Raw genomic sequence first — 18,085 nt, forward strand, 5'->3', positions numbered from 1 at the left:
TTCGTTCCCAAGGAGTTGTGAGCCATGGCTCGCCGTAGCAAGACCCCGGTGACCCGGGTCGACCCGAGCGCGTTCGACTCGCCGGGCGCACAGGTCTTCGACAACCCGCTGAAGACGGAGATCGAAGACTCGTACCTGGACTACGCGTACTCGGTGATCCACTCGCGCGCCCTCCCGGACGCGCGAGACGGCCTTAAGCCGGTACACCGCCGGATCCTGTTCTCGATGAACGAGAACGGCTACCGCCCGACGCACGCGTACGTGAAGTCGTCGCGCGTGGTCGGCGATTGCTTCGTGCGCGGTGCGCTGGTGTCAACGCCGGACGGACTGCGGCCGATCGAGTCGATCGAAGTCGGCGACGAAGTACTCGACAGCCTCGGCAACGCCGTGCCGGTCGCCGAGGTCTACGAGAATCCGCCGGCGGAACTGGTGCGCGTCACCTGGTCGAACGGGCACACCATGACCGTCACCCCGGGACAGCGGTTCCGGACGGTCGCCGACGACTCGACATTGACCTGGACAGCGGCGCGCGACCTGACGAGCAGGCTGACGGTCGCTTACGGAAGCCAGCGCCGGGAGAGCATGCCGCTGGGCGGAGACCGCTACCCGTACCTGCTCGGCCTGATCGCCGCCGAAGGGTTCGCCGTCGACCGGAACCGGCCCGCGGACGGGCGGGTCCGGATCCACATGTGCGATCTCGAGCCGCTCGACGCGGTGTACGACTGGGCGAACGCCAACGGGGTGCAGGCGACCCGAGGCGTCCGCGCCGCGGCGAAGCCGGAATGGCGAGACCAGCACACCCTGACGTTCGCCCGGCACGACGGGCTGCTCGCGGCCGGCCGGCCGCTCAGCGATCAGAAGCACGTGCCTGCGCAAGTTCTCGCCGACCGGTCCGCGTGGGCACCGTTCCTCGCCGGTCTTTTCGACGGCGACGGCTACGTCCGGAAGGAACGCCGCGAAATCGTCTATGTCAGCACGAGCGAGCGGCTCGTCCGGCAGGTCTACTCGATGCTCGCGGACCTGGGCGTCCACGGCCACCACTGGAGCAACCCGAAGCAAGACGGCCACAAGACCCTGCTGGGTTTGTCGGTCAGCGGATCGGACGCGGCAGTGCTCGCCCGGTTCCTGCGGCCGTGGACCACGATCGGCTACAAGAAGGACAGTCTCGAAAAGCTCGCCGAAATCGCTTACGAATACGGCGGCAAGCAGGGAAACGACCGGCTGCCCAACAAGGCGGTCATGGCCGAGTTCTCCGCCGCGCATCTGGGCGGCGGCTGGTTCCGGGACACCGAAGGAACCGCGTTCCGTGCTTCGCTTTCGCCCGTGACCGGAGCCCAAGTCCGCTACGGCAAGGACCAGCACGGCACGGCGCTGGCCGACCGCTCGTTCCCGCTTTCCCGGGCGCACCAAGACGGTTGGATCGAGAAGCTGCGCCGCATCGGCTCACCGCTGGCCGACCGGCTCGACGCGCTGAACGGGTTCTCGTTCCTCGAAGTGGTCGCGGTGGAACCGGTCGCTCCAGACGTCACCTATGACATCCAGGTCGGCAGTGCGGAACACGAGTTCGCTGCCGAGGGTTTCGTCGTCCACAACTGCATGGGCAAGTACCACCCGCACGGCGACGTTGCGATCTACGACGCCATGGTGCGGCTGGCCCAGGACTTCTCCTTGAACGTGCCGCTGGTCGACGGGCACGGAAACTTCGGTTCCCCAGACGATGGACCGGCAGCGAGCCGTTATACCGAGGCACGGATGTCCAACGAGGCGATGCTGCTGGTCGGCGAGCTCGGCGAGGACACCGTCGACTTCCGCCCGAACTACGACGGCTCGCTCGAAGAACCGTCGGTGCTGCCTGCCGCGTACCCGAACCTGCTGGTCAACGGCACGTCCGGGATCGCGGTCGGGATGGCGACGAACATGATCCCGCACAACCTGGGCGAGGTCATCGGCGCCGCGCGGTGGCTGATCAACCATCCGACCGCCACGCTCGACAAGCTGATGGAATACGTCCCGGGGCCCGATCTGCCCACCGGTGGCAGCCTGCTGGGACTGGACGAGGTCCGCAAGGCGTACGAAACCGGCCGAGGCGTGGTCCGGATGCGCGCGAACGTCGAAACCGGCCCGTTGGAAGGCAGCCGCGGCCGACAGGCGATCACGGTGACCGAACTGCCCTACGGGGTCGGCCCGGAGAAGGTGATCGAGAAGATCACCGACGAGGTCAACAAATCCAAGCGGCTCACCGGCATCGCGGACGTCAAGGACCTCACCGACCGGGAGAACGGCACCCGGCTGGTCATCGAGTGCAAGGTGGGCGTCAACCCGCAGGCGCTGCTGGCGGACCTGTACCGGCTGACCCCGCTGGAGCAGTCGTTCGGCATCAACAACTTGGTGCTGGTCGACGGGCAGCCGCAGACGCTGGGCCTCAAGGCGCTGCTGGAGGTCTTCCTGCGGCACCGCTACGAGGTCGTCACCCGGCGCACCCGGTACCGCCGCCGCAAGCGCGAGGAACGGCTGCACCTGGTCGACGGTCTGCTGATCGCACTGCTGAACATCGACAAGGTCATCCGGCTGATCCGCGAAAGCGAGAACGCGGCCGCCGCGAAGGACGGCCTGATGACGAAGTTCAAGCTGTCCGAAATCCAGGCGACCTACATCCTCGACACGCCGCTGCGCCGCCTGACGAAGTACGACCGGCTGGAGCTGGAGAGCGAGCAGGAAAAGCTGCGCGCGGAGATCGCCGAGCTGACCACGATTCTCGAGGACGAGTCGGTGCTGAAGAAGCTGGTGTCGACGGAGCTGGCGAAGATCGCCAAGGACTTCCCGACCGAGCGGCGCACCCGCCTCATCGACGGCGATCTGAAGGAAGTGCTGGCCGCGTCGAAGCCGTCCGGCCCGCTGGAGGTCACGGACGACCCGTGCCAGGTGATCCTGTCCGCCACCGGTTTGGTGGCCCGCACCGCGGCCGAGTCCGAGGAGTCCTCGGAAGTGCGCCGCCGCAACGGCCGCGTCAAACACGACGCCGTGTCGGCGGTCGTGCACACCACCGCACGCGGCCAGGTTCTGCTGGTCACCAGCCGGGGCCGGGCCTTCAAGACGGATGTGCTCCCGTTGCCGGTGCTGCCCGACCAAGCCGGCACCGTGTCGCTGCGCGGCGGCATGGCCGCGAAAGAGCTGGTACCGCTGGAAAAGGGCGAGACTGTCGTAGGCATCGCCCCGCTGGGCGAGCAGGCCGCCGGGTCCCCCGGGTTGGCGATCGGCACCCGGATGGGCGTGGTGAAGATCTGCGCGCCGGACTGGCCGGTGCGGTCGGACGAGTTCGAGATCATCGCGCTGAAACCGGGCGACGAGGTCATCGGCGCGACCTGGCTGACCGACGGCAACGAGTCGCTGGCTTTCGTTTCGTCGGATTCGTCGATGCTCCGCTACGCGGCGAGCCTGGTCCGTCCGCAAGGCATCAAGAGCGGCGGCATGGCAGGCATCAACCTGCTGAAGGACGCGAAGGCAGTGTTCTTCGGCGCGATCCGCACCGACGACGAGGAACACGGCGAACCGATGGTGGTCACGGCGACCGGCCAGAGCGTGAAGGTCACGCCGTTCAGCGAATACCCGGCGAAGGGCCGCGCCACCGGCGGCGTGCGCGCACATCGATTCCTCAAGGGAGAAACGGCAGTCCAGGTCGCCTGGATCGGTCCGCGGCCAGCGGCCTCGGCGCGGAACGGCGACCCGGTGGAACTCCCGGAAGTCGACCTGCGCCGTGACGGTTCCGGCCATGCCCACCCCGGTCCGGACGTAGTAGGACACGTAATCGAACGAGACTGAACCAGATCCGGGAAAGGCTCCTCGCGGGAATCAGATTCCCGCGAGGAGCCCTTCCCGGATTTACCGCGACCTCCGGAGCGGACCCGTCACCGATCCGACCGCAACGAGGCCGGATCGAAGTCGGCCCAATACTGGTCCTCGTCTTCCTCAGGCACAGAAGCCACCGGCGGAGGAGCAGCCGGAAACCGCCGCTCCCCCAGTCGCTCCGCCCGCAACCGCTGGAACTCCTCCACCGTCATGCCCGGGTCGTCGTCCACTGCCCGGGCCGGCGCCGGCACGCCCGACATCTCCTCCACCAGCCTCGCCGCGTCCTCGCCCAGCAGCAGCCCCACCCGGTTGAAGCAATCCTGCGCGGCCTCTGTCATCGCCACCCGTACGACGTCGAGCACGAGCGCCGACACCCTGCCCGGATCCGCGTCGGCCAGTCCAGGCGCGAGCCACAGCCGCTTCAACGAGCCCAAGGCGTCCACGGTCACCTCGACCGACCTGTCCAGCGCATGGGCCGACCCGCGAGCCTGCGCCATCAGCTCGGAAACCCGCGAAACCGCCTCCGAGCGTTCCCGGGCCTGCGCGATGATCTCCGAAGTCTTCACGGCATCTCCGGCTCGTCGTCGTAGTAGTCCGGATCGTCTTCCGCCAGCGCGACGTAGCCGAGCGAAGTCAGCTGCTCGGGCGAAAGCACCGGAGAAAGCACCGAATGCACCCGGTCCCCGGCCCGCCGTTCCGCGCGTCGCGACAACTGGACGATCTGTGCTGCCAGCGATTCCGTACCGCCGCGCAGCGCGGCGCGCGTCACGGTCAGCCCGGTCAGCAGTCCGCCCGGCGCGACCTCCACCGACACTCCGCCGGCCTCGGCCTTGCCGACCACCGGGCCGGACCGGGCGAACCGGGCGTCCGCCTCGGCACCTGCCCGGGCGGCCTGCTCTCGCACCCGGGCGACCGCGAGGTCCACGTCAATCTCCGCCACCACTCACCCCGTCGGCCGGTAGAACCCGATGAACTGCTGCCCGATGTTGGTCGTGCGGATCTTGCTGATCTGCACCGGATCCCCGGCCTCGACCATCTGCCCGTCGCCGATCACCATCGCGACGTGGCCCGACCACACCACCAGGTCCCCGGGCAGCAGCTGGTCGATCGAGGGCACCTCGGCCCCGACGGTCTGCTGCTTGGCGGTGCGCGGCAGCTGCAGCCCGGCCTCCTGGTACGAGGTCATGGTCAGCCCGCTGCAGTCCAGCCCCTTGTCCCGGGCCGTGCCGCCCCACACGTACGGCAGGCCCAGCTGCGACAGCGCAGCGCGGACCGCCTTGGCGGCCGTCTCGTTCGGCGCCATCACCGTCTTCCCGCCGGGCAGGTTGATCCCGACTCCGCTGCCCGGCTGCGGCGGCACCGCGACCGGCAGCCGCGGCTTCCCGGCGAACCCGCCGCCTCCGCCGCCGCCGCCGCTGTCGCCACCTCCCCCGCCGCCTCCGTGGCTGATGTGCGCGCCGTTGCTGTTGAACGACTGCGGCACCGTCGACGCGCTGCTGGCCGTGGTCGAATCCGGCGAACCGCCGAGCTGCTGCCCGAGCGACGTCAGCTTTCCCAGCGTTTCCTCGGTGAAGTCCGCGGCCTGTCCGGTCAGCTGCCCGATCTTCTGCTGCAGCTGCAGCAGGATCTGCCGGGACGCGGCCGCCCGGCTTTCCGGCGGCTGGATCCCGTTGACGGCGGAAAGCGCCTTCATCGACGACGCGATCTCCCGGATGATCTGATCCCGGACCTGATCGTTGCGGATCTCCCCGAGATGCAGCGTTTCCGCCGCCTCCGCGACCGCCTTCTCGATCTCGGCGCTCTCGTCGAGCAGGTCCTGGACTTGCTTCTCCAGTCCCTTCGACGTTTCGACCGCGCGGTCGGTCGTCGCCCCGGAACTGGCACTGGCCAGATTCGACCGCTGGCTGCCTGCCGTCGCGTGCACGTTCCCGACGGATTTCTGCAGTGCCGCATGGCCGTCGCGGGCACCGCTGATGGCGGCCGGGTCGTGCTTGAGCTTGGCGGCGAACTGGTTCGTGGTATCCAACCCGTTGCGCACCAAGTGGTCGACCGGAGCGCTCACCCGAGCCTGCGCAAGGCGTCGCCGTGTTCCTGTTCGACGGCCGCGTAGTTGCCCTGAGTGCGTCGTGCGGCCTCGCCGACCTGGTGCCAGCCGCCGCCGAGCGCGTGCATGCGCTCCTGCAGCGCTCGCATCCGTGCTCCGTAGGCGCCGGCGAACCCGGACTCGTCGCCGATCGCGGCGAACCCGTCGCCCGCCAACGTCACGTGCGGGCCGACGTGTGCCTTCGCCGCGGCGCGCACCTCGTCGCCAAGTGGATCGACCTGTCGCGCGTAGCTCTCGTACGCGCCTTCGTCGACATGAAAACCGGACACAACCCGTCCCTCCCCTGGACCGTGAAGCCCAGATTAGCGGACGGGTTGTGCCCGGACAGGCGAATTGCCCGGATCAGGTGCCGCTCAGCACCTTCGTCAGCCAGTCGCCGGAAGCCGGGATGGCCTTGCCGTTGACCGCGACGGTGGGAGTGCCGAAGCCGACCTGGCCGTTGCCGAAGTCTTGCGCGAGGTTCGGGTCCTTCTCGGTCGCCGCGAAGGCGGTGTGCAGCTGCTGGTTGTAGGTGCCCGCGTTGACGGTCTGCGCGAACTTCGGGTCGGTGATGCCGAGCTTCTGGCCGAGCTGGATCAGCTGGGCCTTGTCGTAGCCCCGGCTGCCTTCGGCCGGCTGGGCCTTGTACAGCGCGTCGTGGAACGCGGTGAACTTCTGCGAGTCCGCGGCGGCGAGCGCGGCGTTGGCCGAGTCCGTGGAGTAGCCCGCCGGGTCGGAGTTGTTGTCCAGCAGCGTCACCATGTGATAACGCACGGTGAGCTTTCCGTCGTTGACGGCCTTCTCCATCGCCGGGCCGTACTGCTCCTGCAGCTTCGCGCAGTACGGGCACAGGAAGTCGGCGTACAGGTCGATTGTCTTCGGCGCGCCCGGCTTGCCGACCGACACCACGACCCCGTCGCGTTTCTCCACCACTCCCGGCCCGAGCGTCGCGGTCGTGTTCGGCGCGATCGCGGTGTCCTGTGTGGCGTTCTTGCTCGAGTTGATCCAGAGCACGCCGCCGACGACCAGCGCCGCGATCACGACGACGGCCACGACCACCGCGATGACCTTGTTCCGGTCGCCGCTCGCGCCACGCGCCTGTGCGACCGACTTCGCGGCCGCCGCCTGCTGCCGGCTCTTCCGCGCGTTGCGCGCAGCTCCACCCACTGTCCTTAATTCCCTTCCGCGTTACTGCCGGAGTAATCGGCCGGAATCCGGTCCGAGTCCTCGATGCTCTTTCCCCTGCCCCACCCGAGCCAGCGGTCGAGCGAAAACCACGTGCGCGGCCGCGCCAGCAGCCATATCGCGAGCAGCGCGAAACCGGTGTCCCGCAAGATCTCCTGCGGATACTCGGTCTGCCCGGCGGCCACCCGGCCGCCGCCGCCGAAGCAGCCGCAGTCGATGCTCAGCCCGCGCGCCCAGGACTGCGCGATGCCGGCGACCAGCACGGCGAGCAACACCACCGAGGCGCCCGCGATCCAGCGCGTGGCCAGCCCGGCCAGCAACAGCACTCCGAGCACCATCTCGAGCAGCGGCAGCCCGGTCGCGACCGGCCGGACCAATACCTGCGGCAGGACGTCGTAAGCCTGCACGGCGATGTACGTCTGCCCTGGATCGGCCATCTTCACGCCGCCGGAAACGAGCCAGACGGCAGCCAGCCCGAGGCGGGCGAAAGTACCGATGGTGTCGAGTACGGGTTGGGGCAGTCGGCGCACACGCTTAGGCTAGCCGTCTGACCTGAGAACTCTGTGAGTACTCCTACCGGCGGAACGGGGGCGGCGATGCGGCTGCGCGCACTGCTCGCTGCAGTGTTTCTGCTGGTCACGTGCGTGTCCTGCGGGTCGGGCCAGGTGTCGAAGGATGATCCGCTTCCCACCCGGGCGCGTGACGGCGACCACCTGACCATCGGCGTCCGGTTCGACGTGCCAGGGCTTTCCCAGCGGACTCTCGACGGCCGGCTAGCCGGATTCGACGTCGATGTCGCCACGTACATCGCGCACGAACTGGGCGTCGACGCCGACCGCATCACCTGGCACGAGACCACTCCGGCGCACCGCGAGACCGACCTGGCCTCGGGTGCGGTGGACCTGGTGGTGGCCACCTACTCGATCACGGACAAGCGCAAGCAGCAGGTGAGCTTCGCCGGCCCGTACTTCGTCACCGGACAGGACCTGCTGGTGCGGCTCACCTCACCGGACATCACCGGCCCGGAAAGCCTCAACGGGCGCCGGCTGTGCTCGGTGCCCGGCACGACTTCCGCGCAGATGGTGAAGGACAAGTTCGCGCAGGCGGTGCAGCTGGTCGAGTACCCGCGTTATACCGATTGCGTCACCGCGCTGCTGGCGAACCAGGTCGACGCGGTCACCACGGACGCGGTGATCCTGGCCGGGTACGCCGCGCAGAATCCCGAGCTGCTGAGGGTGGCCGGGCGGCCGTTCTCCACCGAGCGGTACGGCGTCGGCCTTCGCAAGGGCGACACCGAGGGGCAGCGCGCGGTCGACGACGCCATCCGGAAGATGGTGTCGTCCGGTGCCTGGGCGAAGTCGCTGGCGGCCAACATCGGGCCGTCGAACTACCCGCTGCCGAAGCCACCGGAGATCACCGAGCAGTGACCGACCTCGCCTCGCTGCCGGACCTGCCCGTCCGTGCGGTGCTGCCGTCCGTGCTGAGCGCGCTCGACGACCACGGCACCGCGGTGCTCGTCGCCCCGCCCGGCACCGGCAAGACCACTCTCGTGCCGCTCGCCTTGAATCGCAGCGACGGCCGGGTCGTGGTCGCCGAACCGCGCCGGCTCGCCGCTCGGGCAGCGGCCGGGCGGATGGCCGCGCTGCTGGGCGAGCCGGTCGGCGAGACGGTCGGGTACGCGGTGCGCGGCGACCGGAAAGTCTCGTCGCGCACGCGGATCGAGGTGGTCACGTCGGGGCTGCTGGTGCGGCGGGTGCAGCACGATCCGGAGCTGCCCGGGGTGGCCACGGTGCTGCTGGACGAATGCCATGAACGTCATCTCGACGCCGATCTGCTGCTCGCGCTGCTGCTCGACGTTCGCGCGGGCCTGCGCGACGACCTGCGGCTGCTCGCGACGTCAGCGACCGTCGCGGCCGGACGGCTGGCCGAACTGCTCGGCGAGGCACCGGTGATCACTGCCCACGCGCGCACGTATCCGGTCGCGTTGAGCTATCGCGCGCCGGTCCGCGGGGAACGTCCGGAAGCGGCAGTGGCCTCCGCCGTCCGGACCGCGCTGTCCGAAGGGGACGGTGATGTGCTGGCGTTTCTCCCGGGTGCCGGGGAAATCGCGCGCACCGCTGCGTTGCTGAATTCACTGGACGCGGATGTGCTGCCGCTGCACGGACGGCTCTCCGCCGCCAGGCAGGACGAGGCGTTGCGTCCGCGCGACCGCCGGCGAGTGGTGTTGGCGACCGCCGTCGCGGAGTCGAGCCTGACGGTGCCGGGCGTCCGCGCCGTGGTGGATTCGGGCCTCGCGCGCGTTCCCCGGGTCGACCATCGGCGCGGTCTCGCCGGACTGGCCACCGTGCGGGTTTCCGCCGCGGTCGCGGAGCAACGCGCCGGCCGCGCCGGCCGGGAGGGACCGGGCCGCGCCTACCGCTGCTGGCCGGAGTACGAGCAGGCGACCCTGCCCGCGTATCCGGAACCGGAAATCCGCACCGCCGAACTCGCCCGGTTCGCGCTGGAACTCGCCTGCTGGTCCACTCCGGACGGGAGCGGGCTCGCCTGGTGGGATCCGCCTGGCGAAGGCGCGCTCGCTGCCGCGCGGAGCCTGCTCCGCACCTTGGGCGCCACCACTGCGGACGGCGCCGTCACTCCGCGCGGGCAGAAGATGGCAGACCTGGGCCTGCATCCCCGGTTAGCGCGTGCCCTGCTCGACGGCGCGGCGGCCGTGGGCACTCGTGCCGCCGCGGAGGTCGTTGCCCTGCTGGACGTCGGTGCGACTCTCGCCGACGTCGAAGGCGAGCTTCGCCGGCTCCGGTCCGCGCAGGACGATGCGGCTCGCCGCTGGCGACGGGAAGCGAAGCGGCTGGCGTCCCTTGTCGACTCTCCAGGCGGCGGCACCTCCGCCGACGCCGCCCTGGTCGTCGCACTCGCCCACCCGGAACGGCTGGCGCGCCGACGGTCCGGCTCCGCCCCGGTCTACCTGATGGCCAGCGGCACCGCCGCCGAGCTGCCAAGCGGCAGCGGCTTGGCCGACGCGGAGTGGCTGGCGGTCGCCGAAGCCACCCGCGACCCGGGCCGCGCGCACGGGACCATCCGGCTCGCCGCGGCCGCCGACGAATCCGTGGCGACCCGAGCCGCGCCGGCCCTGGTGTCCGAAATGAACGAGGTGCGGTGGGACGGCGACGTGGTCGCCCGGCACGTGCGCCGCCTCGGCGCGATCGTGCTGTCGTCGAAGCCGTTGCGCGAACCGGATCCGCAGCTGGTGCACGACGCGCTGGTGACCGGTCTGCGCGCCGAAGGGCTGGGCTTGCTGCGCTGGACCAAGGACGGCACCCGGCTCCGGGAGCGCCTGGACTTCCTGCACCGCGTCCTGGGCGAGCCATGGCCGTCGACAACCGACGAAGCCCTGCTGTCCACTGTGGACGAATGGTTGGATCTCTCCCGCGCCCGCCGCCAAGCCGACCTGGCGAACATCGACGCCGGGGCCGCCCTGCGCGGCCTGCTTCCCTGGCCGGAAGCGGCCCGGCTCGACGAACTGGCCCCGGACCGGCTGGAAGTCCCGTCCGGCTCGCACTATCGCGTGGACTACCACGGTGACCAGCCGGTGCTGGCCGTGAAGCTGCAGGAAACGTTCGGCTGGACCGAAACGCCCGCACTGGCCGACGGCCGCGTCCCGGTGGTGTTGCACCTGCTGTCCCCCGCCGGCCGCCCTGCGGCCGTCACCGCGGACCTGGAATCCTTCTGGCGCAACGGCTATCCGGCGGTCCGGGCTGATCTGCGCGGCCGCTACCCGAAACACCCGTGGCCGGAGGATCCGGCGAGCGCCAAGCCAACCCGGCACCCGACGCGCCGCTCGGGCTGACCCTTCGTCAGTGGCCGCCGGTTCTCCCGCGCACGACCACCCTTGTCTAAAGTCAGGGGTCGCCCCGGCCGGTCGACCGATGCCCGCGCCGCTGCCCCGGGCGCAGACTTCGCCCTATGATCACGTTTCGCGGATTGACGAAGCGCTACGGCGGGAAAACCGTTGTCAAGAATCTCACCTCGGTCGTCGGGGCAGGGGCGGTGACCGGGTTCCTCGGCCCCAACGGCGCGGGCAAGTCCACCACCATGCGGATGACAGTCGGGCTGGACCGGCCGGACTCCGGCAGCGTCCTGATCCGCGGCAAGCCGTACGCGGAGCTGCGGTTTCCGCTGCGCGAGGTCGGCACGCTGCTGGACGCGAAGGCCGTCCATCCCGGCCGTAGCGCGGGCAAACACCTGCTGGCGATGGCGCGCAGCAACGGCATCGCCGCCAGCCGGGTCGAGGAAGTCCTGGCCACCGTCGGGCTGAGCGACGTCGCGGGCAAGCGCGCGGGCGCGTTCTCGCTCGGCATGAGCCAGCGGCTCGGCATCGCCGGCGCCCTGCTCGGCGACCCGGGAGTGCTGATGTTCGACGAGCCGGTCAACGGCCTCGATCCGGACGGCGTCCTCTGGGTCCGGCAGCTGATGCGTTCGCTGGCCGACGAGGGCCGGACAGTGTTCGTGTCCAGCCATTTGATGAGCGAAATGCAGCTGACCGCGGACCACCTGCTGGTCATCGGCAAGGGCAAACTCCTGGCCGACGCGGCGACCGCTGACTTCATCGCGGGCAACTCGAGCAGATCTGTCGCGGTGCTGGCCCCGGACCCGGTCGAGCGCGCTCGGCTGGCCGACCGGCTTGGCGCCGACGGCCGCACGGTGCTGCCAGGCGAAGGCGAAGAGCTGCTCGTGCGCGAGGTCAGCGTCGCCGAGGTGGGCGACCTCGCGCACCGGCTGGGCACGCGGCTGCACGGGCTCGGCGAACGGACCGCCTCGCTGGAGCAGGCGTACCTGGAACTGACTGCCGGCTCAGTGGAATACGGGGTGACCGCATGACGAAGCTCGCGATTTCCGCGGAGTGGACGAAGTTCTGGTCAGTGCGCGCCACCTGGTGGTGCCTGCTCGGCGGCGCGCTGCTGATGGTGTTCTACACCGTCGTTTCCGGCGTTTCCCAGCACCTCGGCGACGGCCATCCGAACTCGGCGCACGGCATCGTGCTGGCCGGAGCGGTGTACTTGGTCGAGTTCTGCGTGGTGTCGGTCGCGACGCTGTTCGTGACCAGCGAGTACACCAGCGGCTCGATCCGCTCGACGCTGCAATGGGTTCCGGTCCGGCCGCGGGTGACCGTGGCGAAGGCCGCGGTGCTGGTTCCAGTGCTGTTCGGGTACGGCGTGCTGGTGGCGTCGCTGGGCATGGCGGCGAGCACTGTCTCGATGGGCGGGGCCGGTGCGCCCACCTCGGTCGCGCAGGGCACGGTGACCGCGGTCGGCATGGGCGCGTTCTTCGCGTTCCTCGGATTGCTGGCGATGGGCATCTCGTTCGCCCTGCGCAGCGCGGCGGGCACGTTGGTGACGGTGATGGTGTTGTTGCTGCCGCTGCCGATGCTGGTGTCGGCATACGTGATCAGGGGAGCGATGGACTACTTCCCCGCGTTCGCCGGGGCCAACGCGATGGTGCCGGGCGGGGAGGTCAATCCGTTGCTGGGCAACGAGCCGCCATACCAGTCTTGGGTGGGGATCGTGGTCTGCCTGGCCTGGGGAATCGCGGGACTGGCGGCGGGGACGGCGTTGCTGCGGCGGCGCGACGCTTGACGGGCGAGGGTCCCCCGGCTGCTCCCGGGGGACCCTCGCCTCCCGCGGAAGCCCGCCGGGGGACGCCGCCCCTACGTCGTCGTCAAGCCGCCGCCAGCCCCAGTCCGGACAGCACCGCCCGGGCTCCCTCGACCAGCTCCTTCTCCCTCGGCGGGTTCAACGACCCGGACCCCGCCAGCGCGTCGAAGATCGACCCGTCCATCCACCCGATCACCGTTCGCGTGTGCGCCTCCGGCGTCGAAGACCCGGCCGCCGCGAGGACTTCCGCGCAGCGTCGCCGCAACTCCACCCCGCCCGCGTCGTACCGCGCCCGCAGCTCCGGCCGTCGCACCGACTCCAGCGCGAACTCGTACCGCGCGAGCATCCGGGTCCGGCCGACCGTGATCGACCGGTGCACCACCGCGCCGAGGAACTCCGCCAGCTTCCCCGGCGGGGGCGCGACCTCGGCCTCGTCCAGCGCGACCATCCGGTCCGCGGCCAGTTCCAGCAGCGCCAGTCGCGTCCGCGCGTAGTACGACGTCGAACCGGCGGGCAGCCCCGCCGTCCGGTCGACCGCCCGGTGGGTCAGCCCGCGCATCCCTTCGGCGGCGATCACTGCGATCGCCGCGTCGCCGATCACGGCAATCCGTTCCACCCCTCGAACCCTACAGGTGTAGAGTCCTCTACAGAAGTAGAGGAGGCGGCGGATGGCTTCGCGACACGCGCTCGTGGTCGGCGGCGGCATCGGCGGACTCGCCGCGGCGATCGGGCTGCACCGGGTCGGCTGGCAGGTCACCGTGCTGGAACGGGCATCGGAACTCACTGCCATCGGCGCGGGGATCTCGTTGTGGCCCAACGCGCAACGCGCGCTCGCCGAGCTCGGCGTCAACGCGCGGATCGCACCGCAGAGCGGCGGCGGCCTGGTCGACTGGCGCGGTCGGCGGCTGGCCAGCTGGGACGCGGACGCCTTCGTCCGCAGCCACGGCCTGCCGCTGGGTGCGATCCACCGGGCGAAACTGATCGAAGCACTCCGCTCCGCGCTGCCGGCGGAATCTCTGAAAACCGGCGTTGAAGTCACCGCCGCCGAGCCGTCCGGCATCGTCCGCTGCGACGACGGCGAACTCGAAGCCGACCTGATCGTGGCCGCCGACGGCATCAACAGCCCGATCCGCCAGCAGCTGTTCCCGGCCGCCCGCGTCGCCTACAGCGGCGGCGCGGCGTTCCGCGGGATCGCGAAACTTCCGCTGTCCCCCAGCCTGAGCACCACCTGGGCGGCCGGTACCGAGATCGGCATTCTGCCGCTGCCGGACGACGAGGTGTACTGGTGGGTCTGCGAGGCCCGGCCCGCCGGGATCGGCCACGAGGACAACCGGGCGTACCTGCGCGAAAAGTACGGTCGGTGGCACGAGCCGATCGGGCAGCTCATCGACGCGACCCCGGAAATCCTCCGGCACGACCTGCAGCACTTGGCCACCCCGCTGCCCAGCTACGTCCGAGGCAAGATCGCGCTGCTCGGGGATTCCGCGCACGCGATGCCGCCGTTTCTTGGCCAAGGCGGCTGTCAAGCGCTGGAAGACGCGGTGGTGCTGGCGGAGCATGCCGGAAAGTCCACTGTGGAGGCCGCGTTGCGCGGCTACGACACCGAACGCAGGCCGCGCACGCAGAAGGTCACCAAAGCGTCCATGCGGGCCGGGGCGAGCGGACCGCTGCTGCGCAACCCGGCGGCCGTCGCGCTCCGCGCCGCGTTCACCCGGCTGCTGCCGTCCGCGGTCACCACCCGGATCGGCGCGAGCGTCAGCCGGTGGGAACCGCCGAAGCTCACACCAGTCCCGCCTCGAACGCGGTGATCGCCGCCTGGACCCGGTTCCGCGCGTCCAGCCGGGTCAGGATGGTGCTCACGTGCGCCTTCACCGTCCCTTCCACCACGAAGATCCGCGCCGCGATGTCCGCATTGGACAGTCCCTCGGCCAGCAGCACCAGCACTTCCCGTTCGCGGGCGGTCAACGCGCGCACCCGGTCCCGCGCCGAGGCCGCCCGGCTCAACCGGCTGCCGGACAGCCGCGTGATCACCCGGTGCGCGACCTTCGGCGAAAGAAACGCCGCGCCGTCCGCGACCGCGTGCACACCGGAGAGCAGTTCGCGCGGATCGCCTGCCTTCAGCAGGAAACCGCTCGCGCCCAGCGCCAGCGCGCGTTCGATGTAGGCGTCCTCGCCGAACGTCGTCAGCATCAGCACCCCGGTTTCCGGCAGCAGCCGCCGGATCTCCTCGGCCGCCGCGAGCCCGTCGAGACCGGGCATCCGGATGTCCAGCAGCACCACGTCCGGCCGGTTCGCGCGCGCCAGCTCGACCGCCTCCCGGCCGTCCGCCGCCTCGGCGACCACCTCGATGTCCTTGTCCGAGGCCAGAATGGCGGCCACGCCGGCCCGGATCATCGCCTCGTCGTCGGCCAGCAGTACCCGGATCACCGTTCGTCCTCGCTGTAGTAGTCCTTGCTCGCCAGCCGTCCGTCCACAAAGCACAGCCGGTAGACAGCCGTGCTGAAGTTGAGCCAGCTTCGGCCGGTCCCGTAGTACTCGCAGTCGCTCCGGGGCGGCTCCGCCGGCACGTTGACGCCCGGCCGCGAGTCGCGCTGCCGCGCCGGCAGCAGGTCGGCGATCGCCGAACGCGGCACGCCGACCTGGATCCGCGCGTACGCGTCCGGCGCCAGCTCGGACTCGTTCCAGCGCACCAGATACGCCACCCCGGTGCCGCCGAGGACCACCCCGAACAGCGCCACCGGCACCAGGATCGCCTGCACGAGGCTCGACCGCACGTTCCGCCGCGCCCGTTCCCGCTCCCGGGCCGCCTGCCCGACCTCTTCGTCGTCCGGCTCCGGCGCGGGGGCCGCCTCGTGCGGCAGCTCCGCGGCCACCTCGAACCCGCCGTCCACCGGGCCGGTCCGCAGGCTCCCGCCGACCAGCCGGACCCGCTCGCGCAGCCCGATCAAGCCGCGCTGCCCGGAGCCGCCGGGCAACGGACCGGCCGGCGGCGGGTCGTTGCGCACCAGCACGCTGGTCCCGGCATCGGTGCTGGTCACCACGACCGAAACGACGGCGCCGGGGGCGTACTTCGCCGCGTTCGTGAGCGCTTCCTGCACCACCCGGTAGACCGCGCGCGCGACCATCGGCGGGGTGCCGGCAAGATTGTCCAGCTGCGACTCGATCTCGATCCCGGACGCCCGCGCCCGGTCGATCAGCTCGCCCAGATCGCCCTGCACCGGCTCGATCGGCGCGGCGTCCTGTCGGAGGACGCCGATGATCTCGTGCAGCCGCTCGGTCGCCGTCGCGGCACCGGCGCGGAGCTGCCCGGCGGCGGCGCGCTGGTCGTCGTCGAGGCGGCTGTCCACTTCCAGCGCCGACGCCCGCACCGCGATCAGGCTCAGCTCGTGGCCGAGCGAATCGTGCATGTCGCTGGCGATCCGGGCACGTTCCCGCAGCCGCGCCTCCTGCGCGACCAGCCGGTGCCGGCTCTCCATCTCCTCGGCCCGCCGCCAGCCGTCCTGCGCCAGCTCGCGCCGCAGCCGCAGGTGGCGTCCGAGCAGGCACGGAGCGACGCCGCCGAACGCGAGCGTGCCCAGCACCGCGCCCCAGGCGTCGAAGCCCGCCGACGGCAGCAGCGTGAGCGGCAGCGCGGCCACCGCGAGCGCGGCATACACGATGACCGCCGCGCGCACCCGCTCCAGCCGCAGGCCGGCGAGGTAGGAGGTCACGACGATGAGGAAGAACTCCCAGACCGCCACCCGGCCGCCCCAGCCGAACGCGATGACCAGCGCGGTCGTCATGGCTACGCCCAGCGCGACGACCGGCAGCGCGCGAGCGGTGGCCATCGCCGCGGTGACCGACACGATCCCGTAGACGAACTCCCAGAGGTGCGGCTTCAGCAGCGCGTCGATCGCGACGAGACCGCACAGCGCGGCCCACAACAGCACGTCGACCGCGATGCGCCAACGGTGCCGGGTCACCTCCTTCATCCTGGAAACGCTACAAGGACCCCGCGCGTCGTCACCACTGACGAAAGTCAAAGACGTCCTCGTGCGGCATGATGGCAACCATGGCGGAGCGCACCCTGGCCGAACAGCTTGGCGGCCCGCTGCCGGACGGCATCGAAGCCCTCTCTGAGCAGCACAAACAGGATCTGGCGGCGGCGGTGCGGGAGGCCCGGCACCGGCAGTCCACGGCGCTCGCGCACGCCGGCGAGGAGAGCCTGAAGTACGTGCCCGCACTGCTGCGCGGCGCGGTGCGGAAAGCGGTCGGCCTGTGAACCCGGAGATCCTCAAGCTGGCCCGGGTGCTCGGCGTCGATCCGGAACGGCTCGGTTACCTGGCCGACGTCGACTCCTACGAGGTCCGGCTGCTGCGCGAACAGGTCTCGACGACGCTGTTCGACGCGAACCTGGTGGTGCTGGAGCGGATGGCGCTGGCGAGCAGGCTGCTGCCCGCATCGGTGCTCGCGAAAATCGCCGAGAAGGTGTTCGGCCCGCTGCTGTGCGCGCGGATCGCCGGGCTGGTCGACGTCGCCCGCGGCGTCGATGTAGCGAAACGGCTCTCGCCGAAGTTCCTCGCGTCGGTGGCGACGGAACTCGACCCGCGCCGCGCGACCGCGATCATCATCCGGATTCCGGTGCCGACCGTCGTAGCGGTCGCCGAGGAACTGACCCGCCGCGAGGACTGGATCACGCTGGGCCGGTTCGTGGACCACCTGCCCGACGAGACCGTCCGCCGCTGCGTACGGCTGCTGGACGACGCCGGTCTGCTGCGCACCGCATACGTGCTGGACGACCAGCGCCGGATCGACCACGTGCTGGGCCTGCTCGGCGAGCAACGGCTGCCCGGCCTGGTCCGGACGGCCGCCGGGGACGACACGTTGTGGGCACCGGCCGTCGACCTCCTCGCGCAGCTGTGCGAGGAGCGCCGCGCCCTGGTACGACCCTTGCTGGCGGACCTGCCGGACGAGCTGCGAGAGCGCGCCGAAGCCGCCCTCGGCTGACCCTCGTCGCACTTGTCCGCTCCGGTCATTCCGTGAAGGGCCCCTTAAGGGAATCCAAGTCCCTCAAGGGGCCCTTCACGGACTGCTTGCTGGCCGGGGGGGTATCAGGCCACGATCAGGAAGATCCCGTACCCGACGACCGCGGCGCAGACCGCGAAACACACCACTGCGCCGGTCAGCTGGACCGTGCCGGTACCGCCGTGCGCCCGCGCCGCCTCCCGGTCGGACAAGCCGCGCACGCCGAACGCGAACAGGCCGGTCAGCACGACCGCGGCGGCCAGCGCCACTACGAACACGATGCCGAGGGCACCCCAGTTGATCGCCATGTCGTGCT

At 70.6% G+C, this 18,085-nt stretch carries 18 protein-coding genes; 8 read left to right on the top strand and 10 right to left on the bottom strand.

Going from position 1 to position 18,085, the window contains the following annotated elements; genetic code table 11:
• Positions 1-24: 24 nt before the first annotated feature.
• On the top strand, positions 25-3,819 hold the full coding sequence (locus AMYBE_RS42340) for a DNA topoisomerase (ATP-hydrolyzing) (RefSeq protein ID WP_027928004.1): 3,795 nt from the start codon (positions 25-27) through the stop codon (positions 3,817-3,819).
• A gap of 86 nt (positions 3,820-3,905) precedes the next feature.
• Here the strand turns inward: AMYBE_RS42340 and AMYBE_RS0125590 are convergent, their stop codons facing one another.
• From AMYBE_RS0125590 to AMYBE_RS0125615, 6 genes are all read right to left on the bottom strand, one after another.
• A complete protein-coding gene (locus AMYBE_RS0125590; protein ID WP_020662246.1) occupies positions 3,906-4,412 on the bottom strand; it encodes a YbaB/EbfC family nucleoid-associated protein in 507 nt (168 codons plus the stop codon).
• Entirely contained in the window at positions 4,409-4,786 is a 378-nt protein-coding gene (locus AMYBE_RS0125595) for a hypothetical protein (RefSeq protein ID WP_027928005.1), read from the bottom strand. The genes AMYBE_RS0125590 and AMYBE_RS0125595 overlap by 4 nt, the downstream gene beginning before the upstream one ends.
• A gap of 3 nt (positions 4,787-4,789) precedes the next feature.
• Positions 4,790-5,908 (bottom strand): C40 family peptidase, encoded by a 1,119-nt coding sequence (locus AMYBE_RS0125600; RefSeq protein WP_020662248.1) that lies wholly within the window; start codon positions 5,906-5,908, stop codon positions 4,790-4,792.
• Positions 5,905-6,219, bottom strand: a complete 315-nt coding sequence (locus AMYBE_RS0125605; RefSeq protein WP_020662249.1) for a hypothetical protein — start codon at positions 6,217-6,219, stop codon at positions 5,905-5,907. Before AMYBE_RS0125605 ends, AMYBE_RS0125600 begins: the two co-directional genes overlap by 4 nt.
• 73 nt (positions 6,220-6,292) lie before the next feature.
• Positions 6,293-7,096, bottom strand: a complete 804-nt coding sequence (locus AMYBE_RS0125610; RefSeq protein ID WP_020662250.1) for a DsbA family protein — start codon at positions 7,094-7,096, stop codon at positions 6,293-6,295.
• A gap of 5 nt (positions 7,097-7,101) precedes the next feature.
• A complete protein-coding gene (locus AMYBE_RS0125615) occupies positions 7,102-7,644 on the bottom strand; it encodes a MauE/DoxX family redox-associated membrane protein (RefSeq protein ID WP_020662251.1) in 543 nt (180 codons plus the stop codon).
• Positions 7,645-7,710: 66 nt separating this feature from the next.
• Between AMYBE_RS0125615 and AMYBE_RS0125620 the strand changes: the two genes are divergently transcribed.
• The 4 genes from AMYBE_RS0125620 to AMYBE_RS0125635 all read left to right on the top strand — a co-directional run bounded on the left by AMYBE_RS0125620 (position 7,711) and on the right by AMYBE_RS0125635 (position 12,747).
• Complete coding sequence (locus AMYBE_RS0125620) at positions 7,711-8,541, top strand: glutamate ABC transporter substrate-binding protein (protein ID WP_020662252.1); 831 nt, start codon at positions 7,711-7,713, stop codon at positions 8,539-8,541.
• Positions 8,538-10,961 (top strand): ATP-dependent helicase HrpB, encoded by a 2,424-nt coding sequence (hrpB, locus tag AMYBE_RS0125625; RefSeq protein ID WP_020662253.1) that lies wholly within the window; start codon positions 8,538-8,540, stop codon positions 10,959-10,961. Before AMYBE_RS0125620 ends, hrpB begins: the two co-directional genes overlap by 4 nt.
• Positions 10,962-11,077: 116 nt before the next feature.
• Positions 11,078-11,992: an ATP-binding cassette domain-containing protein gene (locus tag AMYBE_RS0125630; protein WP_020662254.1), complete on the top strand. Its 915-nt coding sequence runs from the start codon at positions 11,078-11,080 to the stop codon at positions 11,990-11,992.
• Positions 11,989-12,747 (top strand): ABC transporter permease, encoded by a 759-nt coding sequence (locus tag AMYBE_RS0125635; protein WP_020662255.1) that lies wholly within the window; start codon positions 11,989-11,991, stop codon positions 12,745-12,747. The genes AMYBE_RS0125630 and AMYBE_RS0125635 overlap by 4 nt, the downstream gene beginning before the upstream one ends.
• 82 nt (positions 12,748-12,829) lie before the next feature.
• Here AMYBE_RS0125635 and AMYBE_RS0125640 read toward each other — a convergent pair whose 3' ends face one another.
• Positions 12,830-13,381, bottom strand: a complete 552-nt coding sequence (locus tag AMYBE_RS0125640; RefSeq protein ID WP_020662256.1) for a TetR/AcrR family transcriptional regulator — start codon at positions 13,379-13,381, stop codon at positions 12,830-12,832.
• A 52-nt stretch (positions 13,382-13,433) separates the two neighbouring features.
• On the opposite strand from AMYBE_RS0125640, the gene AMYBE_RS0125645 reads away from it, so the two are divergent.
• A complete protein-coding gene (locus AMYBE_RS0125645; RefSeq protein WP_020662257.1) occupies positions 13,434-14,573 on the top strand; it encodes an FAD-dependent monooxygenase in 1,140 nt (379 codons plus the stop codon).
• On the opposite strand, the gene AMYBE_RS0125650 is transcribed toward AMYBE_RS0125645, so the two are convergent.
• On the bottom strand, positions 14,545-15,192 hold the full coding sequence (locus AMYBE_RS0125650; protein ID WP_020662258.1) for a response regulator: 648 nt from the start codon (positions 15,190-15,192) through the stop codon (positions 14,545-14,547). The two genes, AMYBE_RS0125645 and AMYBE_RS0125650, sit on opposite strands and share 29 nt — an antisense overlap.
• Positions 15,189-16,736, bottom strand: coding sequence for a sensor histidine kinase (locus AMYBE_RS0125655; protein ID WP_020662259.1), 1,548 nt, complete (start codon positions 16,734-16,736; stop codon positions 15,189-15,191). The genes AMYBE_RS0125650 and AMYBE_RS0125655 overlap by 4 nt, the downstream gene beginning before the upstream one ends.
• Before the next feature lie 80 nt (positions 16,737-16,816).
• Here AMYBE_RS0125655 and AMYBE_RS0125660 point away from each other — a divergent pair, with 80 nt between their 5' ends.
• Both AMYBE_RS0125660 and AMYBE_RS0125665 read left to right on the top strand, forming a co-directional pair.
• Positions 16,817-17,026 carry a hypothetical protein gene (locus AMYBE_RS0125660; protein ID WP_020662260.1) on the top strand — a complete coding sequence of 70 codons (210 nt, stop codon included), beginning with the start codon at positions 16,817-16,819 and terminating at the stop codon, positions 17,024-17,026.
• Positions 17,023-17,751 carry a hypothetical protein gene (locus tag AMYBE_RS0125665; RefSeq protein WP_020662261.1) on the top strand — a complete coding sequence of 243 codons (729 nt, stop codon included), beginning with the start codon at positions 17,023-17,025 and terminating at the stop codon, positions 17,749-17,751. Before AMYBE_RS0125660 ends, AMYBE_RS0125665 begins: the two co-directional genes overlap by 4 nt.
• A gap of 104 nt (positions 17,752-17,855) precedes the next feature.
• On the opposite strand, the gene AMYBE_RS0125670 is transcribed toward AMYBE_RS0125665, so the two are convergent.
• Positions 17,856-18,077 (bottom strand): hypothetical protein, encoded by a 222-nt coding sequence (locus tag AMYBE_RS0125670; protein ID WP_020662262.1) that lies wholly within the window; start codon positions 18,075-18,077, stop codon positions 17,856-17,858.
• Positions 18,078-18,085: the final 8 nt, after the last annotated feature.

Origin of the sequence: Amycolatopsis benzoatilytica AK 16/65 (assembly GCF_000383915.1) — a bacterium.
Classification (GTDB): domain Bacteria; phylum Actinomycetota; class Actinomycetes; order Mycobacteriales; family Pseudonocardiaceae; genus Amycolatopsis; species Amycolatopsis benzoatilytica.